Here is a 10872-nt window from a genome sequence, read left to right as displayed (position 1 = left end):
CCCCCACCTCTAAGGAAACGGTAATCAGGCCACGGGGGTGATGAGGCCCTTCGTCTGCGAGGTTGCGCGCGAGAAACGCTCGGCAACATCGGCCCAGTCAACGATGTTCCAGAAGGCCTTCACGTAGTCGGCCTTCACGTTCTGGTAGTCGAGGTAGAAGGCGTGCTCCCACATATCGAGGAGGAGCAGCGGAACGGTCGCGGCGGCAAGGTTGCCCTGGTGATCGTAAAGCTGCTCGATGATGAGCTTTTGGCCGAGCGAATCCCACGCGAGGATTGCCCAGCCGGAGCCCTGGATGCCGAGCGCAGCAGCGGTGAACTGCGCGCGGAGGCCATCGAACGAGCCGAAGAATTCCTCCACAGCCTGAGCAAGCTCACCTTCGGGCTTGTCGCCACCCTCGGGCGAGAGGTTCTCCCAGAAAATCGTGTGGTTCACGTGACCAGCGAGGTTGAACGCGAGGTTCTTCTGAAGCTGGTTGATCGTGCCGAAGTCGTCCTTGTCGCGAGCCTCGGCGAGCTTCTCGAGCGCCTGGTTGGCACCGTTGACGTAGGTCTGGTGATGCTTGTCGTGATGCAGCTCCATAATGCGGCCCGAGATCGAGGGCTCGAGAGCGGCGTAGTCGTATCCGAGATCGGGAAGAGTGTATTCAGCCATGATGGCCACCTTTCTTCGACACTGACGTGCGGGGCATGCGGAAAGCATGCGCACAGCCCAAACCCTATCGAGTGCCTTTGGGCGTTCAGTGTGAACTCGGGCTTAAGATAGAAGGCGTGAGTTCAACAACGACAAAACCAGCAAACGATCGCATCATCTGGGTGGACTGCGAGATGACCGGTCTCGACAAGGCGAATGACGCCCTGATCGAGGTCGCGGTTCTCGTGACCGACGGGGATCTCGAAATCCTCGGCGACGGTGTGGATGTCGTCATCAAACCACCGGCCGGCGCGCTCGAGTCGATGGATGATTTCGTGCGTAACATGCACACGACTTCGGGCCTACTAAAGGAGCTCGAAGGCGGAATCACGCTCACCGAAGCCGAAGAGGCATGCCTCGCTTACGTCAAAGAGCATTGCCCCGAGCCGGGTAAGGCACCTCTCGCGGGCAACTCGGTGGGAACCGACCGCGCTTTCCTCGACCGGGATCTTCCTGAGTTCGCCCAGTTCATGAGCTACCGCACGATCGATGTGTCGAGCCTCAAGGAACTCGCGAAGCGCTGGTTCCCTCGCGTCTTCTTCAACACTCCGGAGAAGCACGGCGGCCACCGCGCGCTCGCCGATATCCGCGAGTCGATCCAGGAGCTCAAGTATTACCGCGAGGTCCTCTTCGTCAAGGATCCCGGCCCCACGAGCGAAGAAGCACAAGCGGCCTCGAAAAAGTTCGAGATCGCCCCCGAATAAAATCGCACCACACGCCCCACGACCTGAACAAAGGAGTTCCCACCATGGCACCATCCCTGCTTCTCGATTCGGCGCACGCGAGCCCCGAGCACGACGCGTGGCTTGAGGAGGTGGGTCGCGCGCTCCTCGAGTGGGGCGCTGCCTCGCGCACGGAGCACGGCTTCGGCTGGCTCGATTCGAACGGCAAGCTCGACCCCTCTCACGATCTCGAGCTGTGGATCAACTGCCGCATGACGCACTGCTTCGCGCTCGCGAGCATCCGTGGCACCGAGTCGGCGCACAATTTCTCGGAGCTCGCCGCGCACGGTTTGAAGGCCCTCTCGGGCCCCTTCCACGACGCGGAACACGGCGGGTTCTTCTCGAGCATTTCGCGAAAGAGCGGCACGCCCGTCGATGACTCCAAACAGGCTTACGCTCACGCCTTCGTCGTGCTTGCCGCCTCGAGCCTCGTGGAGGCGAAGATTCCGGGCGCCGAGGAGCTTCTCGAGACGGCACTCGAGGCCCACGCGCGGTTCTTCGAGCCCGAACACGAGATGTTTGCCGACACCTACTCGCGAGACTTCTCCGAGTGTGAAAACTACCGCGGTATCAACGCCAATATGCACAGCGTCGAGGGGCTCCTCGCGGCCTCGGCGGCAACGGGCCGGCGCGATCTTTTCGAACGCGCCGCGACAATCGTGGAGCACGCACTCGCCTTCGCCGAAGGCAACGGCTGGTTCCTCCCCGAGCACTTCACACCCGAGTGGGAGCCCCGCCCCGACTACAACCGCGAGGAACCCGCGCACCCCTTCCGCCCCTACGGCGCCACAATCGGCCACTCGTTCGAGTGGGCACGCCTTGCACTGCACACGGCAGCGGGGTTCGAGGGGCAGTTTTCCGACGCCACCCGGGCCACCGATCGGGCCTCAACTCTGCGCGAAGGCGCCCTCGCCCTCGCCGAAAAGGCGTGCGAGACTTGGGGCGTCGACGGCGATGGCGGTTTCCCCTACACGGTCGATTGGAACGGCACCCCGGTCGTGCACGAGCGCATGCACTGGGTGATCGCCGAGGCCATCGGGGCGGCGGCGGTGCTCCTTCGCGCGAGCGGGGACGCCGCGTGGGGTGAGCGCTACGAAGCGTGGTGGGACTGGGCGAAGGCAACCACGATCGTCCCCGGCAACCTCGGAAGCTGGATCCACGAACTCTCAGCGGCCGGCGAGCTGAGCGAAACAACGTGGAAGGGACAGCCCGACATCTACCACGCCTACCAGGTGACGCTCATTCCGCGCTTTCCCGCGTGGCCGCCGCTCGCCCACGCCGTCGCTACGGCCTGAAGCGCTCCACGAAACGCGTATTCGATCCCTCGAGCCTTCGCTGCATCACCTCGAAGGCCTGAGGGTTCGAATCAACCGCGAGGAACCGTCGGCCCAGGGCGTGCGCAACCGCCGCCGTTGTGCCCGAGCCCGCAAAGAAGTCGAGAACCCAGTCGCCCTCGCGGCTGCTCGCCTGCACGATACGGCGGAGAATCCCCTCGGGTTTCTGGGTCGCGTAGCCGGTTTTTTCGCGGCCCGTGGGCGAGACGATCGTGTGCCACCACACGTCGGTGGGGAGCTTTCCTCGTTCGGCCTTTTCCTTCGTCACGAGACCGGGTGCCATGTACGGCTCGCGATCCACGCCCTCGGAGTCGTAGTAGTAGTTCTTCGGGTCCTTGACGTACACGAGGATCGTGTCGTGTTTCGCGGGCCAGCGCTTTTTCGTGCGCGCCCCGTAGTCGTAGCTCCAAATGATTTCGTTGAGGAAGGATTCGCGCCCAAAGAGCGCATCGAGCAGAACCTTCGCGTAGTGGGCCTCGCGGTAGTCGAGGTGCAGGTACAGCGTCCCGGTGCGCGCGAGCACGCGGCGGGCTTCGATGAGCCTCGGCTCGAGGAATTCCCAGTAGTCCTCGAATGCGTCATCGTAGCCGTACAGCGCGCCCTTGATGCTTCGGTAGCTGCGCCCCTTGAAACCTACGCGCGAGCCTTCGGCACCGTCATCTGCGCGCACCGTTTGCAAGGACTGGCGTTGCTGCCGCCTGCCCGTGTTGAACGGCGGATCGATGTAAATGAGCTGGATCGATTCATCGGGCAGCGTGCGAAGCACCTCGAGGTTATCGGCGCACACCACGCTGCTCGGTGCTTCATCGCCCACGAGGCGAAGTTGTTCGCTCATTGCTCTCCATTTCGCGAAAACCACACGAGACGTAGATATGAAAAGAGCCCCTCGATCGAGGGGCTCTTCACTGGGGTGATCGACGGGATTTGAACCCGCGACCGCCTGGACCACAACCAGGAGCTCTACCTACTGAGCTACGACCACCATCTGTGCGGGGTCTCCCGCAACGAATGAACACTCTACCGGGCCGCCCCTGCTCTGCGCGAATCAAGAGGCCCCAAAAGGGATGTGAGTCTCAACGCATGTGCGCGAGCGGCGAAATCGCGCGGAACGTCCGAATGGCGGCCTCGGCGGCGGCATAGCCAGCGTCTTCACTCGCGCCCTCCACACCCGAACGGGCGACGGCCTGCTCACGCGTGTTCACCGTGAGAACGCCATTGCCAACCGGGGTCGACTCGTCGAGCGCCACGCGCGCGAGACCGTCCGTGGCCGCGGCCGAAATATATTCGAAGTGCGGGGTTTCGCCGCGAATGACCACGCCGAGCGCGACAACGACGTCACACGTGCGCGCGAGGGCCTGCGCGGCGACGGGAAGCTCAAAAGAGCCCGGCACTCTCAGCTCAGTCACCTCACACCCCGCATCGGCGGCAGCGCGCCGCGCGCCCTCGAGCAGGGCATCCATGATTTCCGTGTGCCAGCTCGCGGCGGCGATTCCTATGGTGGCGGGTCCCGCGTCGCTCGTGCCGAGTGCCGTCGAAGGGATTCCGTATCCGGCCATGTCTACTCCTCAGGTGTCGTGCTCGTGGGCGAGAGATCAAGGCGGTGCGCCATTTTCTCGCGCTTGGTCTCAAGGTAGCGCCTATTTTCTTCGCGTGGGGCGATCGCGCTCGGAACGATCTCGGCAACCTCGACCCCGAGCTTCGCAAGGGCGCCGTCCTTCTCGGGGTTGTTCGTGAGAAGCCTTACGCGCTCCATGCCGAGGCAGCGCAAGATCTCTGCGGCGTCGTCGTAGCGGCGCGCATCGACGGGCAGGCCGAGGTGAACATTCGCCTCAACCGTGTCGTCTCCAAGATCCTGCAGGTGGTAGGCGCGAATCTTCTCGAATAGGCCGATGCCTCGCCCTTCGTGACCACGCATGTAGATCACGGCCCCGCCCTCGCGCTGGATCGCTTCGAGCGCTCCTTCCAGTTGCTCACCGCAATCGCACCGGTACGAGCCGAAAATGTCGCCCGTCGCGCACTCGGAGTGCACGCGCACGAGGGGAGGCTGGGAAGCGTCGGACCCCTCCCCCGGCCATGCGGAGCCGCGTGCGAGCAGGCTCATATGCTCACCATCGTGGCCTCGCCACGCGCGTACCTCGAACGTGCCGTGGGGTGTTGGCAGGTCGATCGGTGCGGTGCCGGTCACCCCGCCTTCGGGCGTGCGCATTTCGCTCACCGGGCCGCCTCTCGCGCGTCGCGCTCCTCGAGATATGCCGTGAGCTGCTCGATCGTGATAATCCCGAGTCCATGCTCACGCGCGAAATCCGCGAGAGCTTCCGCGTGCATCATCGAGCCGTCGTCATACACAACTTCGCCGATGAGCCCCACGGGAGTGAGGCCCGCAAGGCGCGTGAGTTCAACAGCGGCCTCGGTGTGGCCGGGGCGCTCCCGCACGCCGCCATCCTTCGCAATGAGGGGCAGAACGTGGCCGGGGCGGATGAGATCCTCGGCGTTACCGTTCGCGAGGGTGCGCGCTGTAATCGCGCGATCCGTTGCGGAGATGCCCGTCGCCTCGACTGCGCGAGCGTCACAGCTAATCGTGTAGGCCGTGCGCAGCGGGTCTTCACTGTTCGGAACCATGAGGGGAAGCGCGAGAGAAGCGGCGCGCTCGGCCGTCATGGGCGCACACAGGTACCCGGAGCTGTGCCGCACAAAGAAACCGACCTTCTCGGGGCTCGCGAGCTCGGCGGCCATGATGAGATCGCCTTCGTTTTCACGGTTCTCGTCGTCGAGCACCACGAGGATCTCTCCGCCAGCCAGCAGGTCAAGCGCCTCCTCCATCGGGGTCAGGTCAATCGCAAAGCTCATTTCGCGCGCTCCTCACGTGCGGCGCGCACGGCCACGAGCCGCGCCGTGTATTTGGCGATCACGTCGGTCTCGACGTTCACTCGGGTTCCGACGGTTGCCTCGCCAAGCGTCGTAGCCTCGAGCGTCTCGGGGATGAGGGCCACCTCGACAAAGGCGGGGCTCTCCCCCGGCGTATTCACGGCCGTGACGGTGAGCGAAACGCCATCGAGGGTGATCGAGCCTTTTTCGGCGACCTGTTCTTCAAGGGTGTCGGGGATCTCGATGCGCATGCGCCACCACGTTCCCTCATCGTCGATGCGGGCAACAACTCCCACGCCGTCGACGTGCCCCTGCACAATGTGACCGTCGAGGCGGGCGCCGACCTCGGTGCAGCGCTCGAGATTCACGCGGCTACCAACGGCGAGATCGCCGAGGCTCGTGCGTGCGAGGGTCTCCCCCATGGCGATCGCGGTGAATCGAGCCGCCTCGCCTTGGGTTTCGGGCGTTTCGATCGCCGTCAGGCACACGCCGTTCACGGCGAGGGATCCGCCGAGCGCAAGGCCGTCGAGCAGAGGCGCCGGCGCCTCCAGGGTGAGGCGCGCCGTGTCGTCCGCCCCTTTCTCAAGCCCCGTGACGGTGCCCTTCGCGCTGATAATTCCTGTAAACATTGGTCACTCGCCTTTCGTGGGAGTTTGCTGCCGCGCACGCGGGATCGCGTGGAAGAGAAGATCTGAACCGCTCACATGGAGTGATTCGGGAACGATGTCGAAGTCAAGCCGGTTCTCGAGGGTCCCGATGCCGAGCCCCGTGACCGCAGGTGTGCCCGCACCGAGCAAAGTCGGGGCCTCGTGGATCCAGAGGTCGTCGACGAGATCGAGCGTGAGCGCCGCGGAGATTAAACGCGGGCCACCTTCGAGAAGCAGGTGCTCAACCCCGTGTTCGGCGCGCAGGTTTTCGAACACGGCGCGGATATCTCGCGTGCGATAAAGAAGCGGGCGTGCGTGTTCAGGGCCGTGTGTGGCTTTCGCGAGCCGCGAGTGTGGCTCGAGCGGGCGCTCGCCAATCACGACTCGCCGCGGTTGGCGTTGAGCGAGCGTGCCGTGCGCATCTCGCGCGGTAAGTGCGGGGTCATCGGCGAGGGCCGTGCCCGTGCCCACGGCGATCGCGTCCACGGTGCTGCGGAGCGCGTGTCCCTCCACACGGGCGTCCTCTCCGGTAATCCAGGCGTTCGTGCCATCGGCGGCTGCGACGTAGCCATCGAAGGTTTGCGCAATTTTCGCGGTCACGAACGGGCGCGCTTCGCGCGTGGCGAGGAACCAGCGGCGGTTCAGTTCCGTTGCGCGGGCAGTGAGGTCCCCTCCGACGCTACCCGGCAACGCGTCACTCCACAGACGGGCGTTGATGCCGGCATCGCGAAGAAGAGCACCCCCGTTCGCGGCGATGTCGTGCGGGTCTTGAACGGCGTAGAGCACGCGCGCAACGCCCGCGTCGATGAGAGTGCGCGCGCACGAGGGCGTACGGCCCGCGTGGGCGCACGGTTCAAGAGTCACGATGCAGGTCGCGCCGTGCACATCGAGGCCACGTTCCCGGGCGACCGCGAGGGCATCTGCTTCGGCATGCGGGGTTCGGGCGCCTCGGTGGAAGCCTGTGGCAAGGAGTTCCCCGGAGGGGCTGAGGAGCGCTGCGCCGACGCGCGGATTGGCACCGAGGGGTCCGCGCCGCGCCTGTTCGAGTGCGCGCTCACACGCCTCACGCAGGGCGCTTTCGCGCGCGGCGTCGTGAGGGGGCTGATTCATGCCCATGGTCCTCGCCTCCCGCATCGCTCATCTCGATCGATGGTCCGGGAGAAGGGAAAACTGCGAGAGCACGGCGCGTAAAAGCGGCATGCTTCGCCCGCATGAACCTCCCATCCAGACTGTACTGTCGGCACCGGAATTCCACCGGTCAGGCCCAAGGCTCGCCCCACGGAGTGAAACGCGCCCGGGTTAGCGGGCTTTCACCGCCAGTTCGGAATTGCACCGAGTTCCCGGAACATGCGCCACCAGTTTAGCGCGCATGCGGGCGGGAACGACAAAACCCCGCTCTTTCAAGCGAAGGTTTCCGTGTCGTGCGCCATCAGGGATTCGAACCCCGGACCCACTGATTAAGAGTCCCAAACCAGGCGACCTTATCGAGGTTGATTTCACCGGCGGCAGCGGATGACCGCCTGAGTGACGCTACACCTTTGACGATATATATCTTGGGCAATATGGTGATGGCACGACGTGGACACTGCACTGCAGCATGGAAGTGTCCGAGTGGTACGCAAAACTCAGTCCCACAGACAAAGGGAACTCCTGCACGATTAGGTGACAATGGTGGTGTCAGGCTGCGAGGCTCACGGCCTGGTTCATGATGGTCTCGTATTCGATGGGGGCAGTCGGCCCAGTCGCGTTTGTCGGCGGCGCGGGTGGTACGTTCTCTCGATCCAGGTGCCGATTGCGATGCGGAGTTCTTCGCGGGTCCGCCACCGCTTGCGGTCCGGAACGTTTTTCTGCAGGAGTGCGAAGAAGGAGTCCATCGCTGCGTTGTCGCCGGCCGCACCAACTTTGCCCATCCACCCGATGAGGTGGTGGCGGTTCAGGGCGTGCACGAAGCTTCGCGCTCGGAACTGGAATCCTCGGTCCGCGTGCACGATGCACCCAGCAGCATCGGAACGGCGCGATACCGCGTTGTTCAGGGCGTTCACCGCGAGACGGGCCTTCATCCGGCCGCTGATCGAGTAGCCCACGATCCTCCCGAAGAACTCGTCTTTGATCGCGCACAGGTAGAGCTTGCCCTCGTCGGTCCAGTGCTCGGTGATGTCGGTCAGCCAGAGCTCGTTGACGTCACCTGCGGTGAAGTCCCGCTGGACGAGATCGTCGTGCACGCTCGGGCCTGGGCGTTTCCTGTTCTTACCGCGCTTCTTCCCGAACACGGGCCACCACTGGTTATCTCGGCAGATCCGCCACGCGGTTTTCTCGCACATCACTTCGCCCGCGGCGCGGGCCTCCCCTCCCCTACTAGGAATCTGGATCCGAACTCGGGATCGTCCCGGTGGGCGTCGAACAGAGCGTTTGCCCGGTAGGCCTCGGTCAGCTCGGAGGCGGTGACCTGCCGGTTTCGCCAGCGGTAGTAGGGCTGGCGGGAGAGGTTCAGGACCCGCAAGGACACCGCGACGGGGATCCCGTCAGCGGCGAGCTCGCTCACGAGCGGTTAGAACCATTTCCCGGCAAATTCGTCTGGGACAGGTAGGCGGCCGCTCGACGGAGGACCTCGTTCTCCTGCTCCAGCACCCGGTTGCGGCGACGGAGATCGCGCAGTTCCGTCGAGTCCTCACGGGTCCTCCCGGGGCGGTTGCCGTCATCGATATCGGCCTGGCGGATCCATTTATGGAGCGCCATCTCGTGGATTCCGAAGTCCTTCGCGATCTGCGCGAGCGTGACGCCGTCCTCACGGGACCGGGCCACCCGTACGACGTCATCGCGGAACTCTCGAGGGTAGGGAGCGGGCATAGGGCACATCGTTCCAGGCCGCCCTGCGGGCAAGCCAGATCAGATGTCACCTTTCCGCGCAGCAGTCCCTCCTGATTGCTTTTCAAATCGCGCTTAAACTCCTGCGCCGAGGAAGAGCCTGGTGCATACGTTGTTGGGAGGTGCTCGTGCGTCGGCTACATCTGCCTGTTGATGGGTGCGCTGCCGAATGTGATCGCATCGGCAGCGCACCCGCCGCGGGGGCGTTTTCAGCCGCCCGAGGCCCTAGGAGTCGACCCGGTTGGGCTCTGCCGCAGTGCGCGTGCTGCGGTTCGGTCCGCGTTCTGCCTCTCGTGGCGGCGACGGCTGTGAGTGTGCACTGCGTGCCTTGAACACGAAGCCCCCGGTCGCGACAAGGACTGCGAGTGCCCCAATGCTGGACCAAATAGCATGCGTCTGTTGAGTGAAGGCATCACTTACTGCGATGGAACTCGATACGCCTAAGCATATGCCGAATAGCGCACCGATTAACCGGTCTTTCATCATGGCGGTTCCTATCTCTCGGGCCGTCGTGTTAGGGAAGGCGCATGCACGGAACGCAGACATTGGGGGCGCCAAACTTTGAACAGCATGCTCGCAACGCGGGACCGCATGAAGCGAAGGCGCACGCTAGGCAGAGGGCGATACCGGCGCCGGTGGGAGATGAGGCGCATGGTGCCGCGCATGTAGCGCATCCTGCTGCTCGCTCCAGACACTGCATGACGTTCTTTGACTGGCAGGATCCACTCACCTGATAGTTCGTCTTCGCGCAACCGCCACAAGGATCTTTCTTTGATGCTCTCGCTGTGTGAGCATCGTACGTGGCAGCTAATTGGGCAGCTGGGATTGGCTTTTCCGCGCGACCATTGACACTTGCGGCTGAAAGGGAGAGAGCGTCGTTTTCCTGGTCATACCTATATATTTCGACGCCGACTCCGGTGGAGCCGTCTTCGGCGGTCTCTTTTGTATAAACGAGGAACCGAGAGTCGGGAAGCTGGAGGGCTGCGACGGACCGGTGGGAGCCGTCGCTGAAGCTTGTCCGGGCGAACTCCGATTGCATTGCTTCGGGCGCATCGGGACGCTGCCCGGCCTCGGTGGCCTCCTTACCACGTAATCCCTTCTGAGCGATGGCTGTGCTCCGCGGGAGACTCGTTGCCAGGTCGAGGTCAAGTGCGGCGAGGGCAGCTCTTGTGTTGCTATCTTCCGAAAGCTCTTGCATCAGCTCGTCGATGCTGGGCTGGTCGAGACCACTAGTCTTGGACTTTAGCGGCTTCGGCTCGAGGGCATGCGCCACCCCTGAGCCAACCCGTGTATGGATGGTTGCAATGGTAGCGACGGCCGCGAGCCCGGCTGCGCTTTGAAGCGCGGCGCGCCTACTGAAGAACCGTCGCTCCGCATGAGGAGTAGTAAATGCTAGATGTTCATTATTGCGGTGAACTCCGATAATTCGGGCCAACAGAAGGGACGTAGTCGGGCCAAAGCGGCGGGCCATGAGAGCAACAAGCCGCGGGCCTGAGTATACCTTTGGGGTAGTACGATTGAACGTGATCGCCACGGGGATGTGTGGCGGGTTTGGGCCGAAGTGGTTGATGCGGATCTGTTCGACCTCTGGGTCGGAAAGAGGTCGTGCGAGGAGTTTGCCGTTGGTTTCCTGCTCCAGTGAGTGAGAGATGGCGCTACATTCCCCGCACCCTGAATCAAAGGCGATGTAGGTTTTCGAATAGTCCAGTGAGTCCTGCGTCATTACGGTACTCCTGTGGCTTTTTC

General features: G+C 63.7%; 9 protein-coding genes, 1 tRNA gene and 1 pseudogene. 2 read left to right on the top strand and 9 right to left on the bottom strand.

The window, feature by feature from the left end; all coding sequences use genetic code 11:
- Window positions 1-24 precede the first annotated feature (24 nt).
- Window positions 25-654, bottom strand: a complete 630-nt coding sequence (locus M3B90_RS04575) for a superoxide dismutase (protein ID WP_055088467.1) — start codon at window positions 652-654, stop codon at window positions 25-27.
- A 173-nt stretch (window positions 655-827) separates the two neighbouring features.
- Between M3B90_RS04575 and orn the strand changes: the two genes are divergently transcribed.
- The gene (orn, locus tag M3B90_RS04570; RefSeq protein WP_259888843.1) at window positions 828-1397 is read left to right on the top strand and encodes an oligoribonuclease; all 570 of its coding nucleotides are present in this window, start codon (window positions 828-830) and stop codon (window positions 1395-1397) included.
- Window positions 1398-1441: 44 nt separating this feature from the next.
- Window positions 1442-2710, top strand: a complete 1269-nt coding sequence (locus M3B90_RS04565; RefSeq protein WP_259888834.1) for an AGE family epimerase/isomerase — start codon at window positions 1442-1444, stop codon at window positions 2708-2710.
- Here M3B90_RS04565 and M3B90_RS04560 read toward each other — a convergent pair.
- From M3B90_RS04560 to M3B90_RS04525, 8 genes and pseudogenes are all read right to left on the bottom strand, one after another.
- Window positions 2700-3584 (bottom strand): site-specific DNA-methyltransferase, encoded by an 885-nt coding sequence (locus M3B90_RS04560; RefSeq protein ID WP_259888833.1) that lies wholly within the window; start codon window positions 3582-3584, stop codon window positions 2700-2702. The two genes, M3B90_RS04565 and M3B90_RS04560, sit on opposite strands and share 11 nt — an antisense overlap.
- 71 nt (window positions 3585-3655) lie before the next feature.
- Window positions 3656-3731 (bottom strand) — tRNA-His (locus M3B90_RS04555).
- A 91-nt stretch (window positions 3732-3822) separates the two neighbouring features.
- Window positions 3823-4305, bottom strand: a complete 483-nt coding sequence (ribH, locus tag M3B90_RS04550) for a 6,7-dimethyl-8-ribityllumazine synthase (protein ID WP_259888832.1) — start codon at window positions 4303-4305, stop codon at window positions 3823-3825.
- 2 nt (window positions 4306-4307) lie between these two features.
- On the bottom strand, window positions 4308-4955 hold the full coding sequence (locus M3B90_RS04545; RefSeq protein ID WP_259888842.1) for a GTP cyclohydrolase II: 648 nt from the start codon (window positions 4953-4955) through the stop codon (window positions 4308-4310).
- A gap of 5 nt (window positions 4956-4960) precedes the next feature.
- Entirely contained in the window at window positions 4961-5596 is a 636-nt protein-coding gene (gene ribB / locus M3B90_RS04540; RefSeq protein ID WP_259888831.1) for a 3,4-dihydroxy-2-butanone-4-phosphate synthase, read from the bottom strand.
- Window positions 5593-6243, bottom strand: a complete 651-nt coding sequence (locus M3B90_RS04535) for a riboflavin synthase (RefSeq protein WP_070458213.1) — start codon at window positions 6241-6243, stop codon at window positions 5593-5595. Before M3B90_RS04535 ends, ribB begins: the two co-directional genes overlap by 4 nt.
- Before the next feature lie 3 nt (window positions 6244-6246).
- Window positions 6247-7371 (bottom strand): bifunctional diaminohydroxyphosphoribosylaminopyrimidine deaminase/5-amino-6-(5-phosphoribosylamino)uracil reductase RibD, encoded by a 1125-nt coding sequence (gene ribD, locus M3B90_RS04530; RefSeq protein ID WP_070458807.1) that lies wholly within the window; start codon window positions 7369-7371, stop codon window positions 6247-6249.
- A gap of 567 nt (window positions 7372-7938) precedes the next feature.
- Window positions 7939-9108: pseudogene (locus M3B90_RS04525) on the bottom strand (IS3 family transposase).
- Window positions 9109-10872 lie beyond the last annotated feature (1764 nt).

Source organism: Dermabacter sp. p3-SID358 (genome assembly GCF_025147465.1).
In the GTDB taxonomy this organism is placed as follows: Bacteria; Actinomycetota; Actinomycetes; order Actinomycetales; family Dermabacteraceae; genus Dermabacter.
Note: the sequence above shows the minus strand (reverse complement) of the source record. Positions and strands in the feature narration are given on the sequence as shown.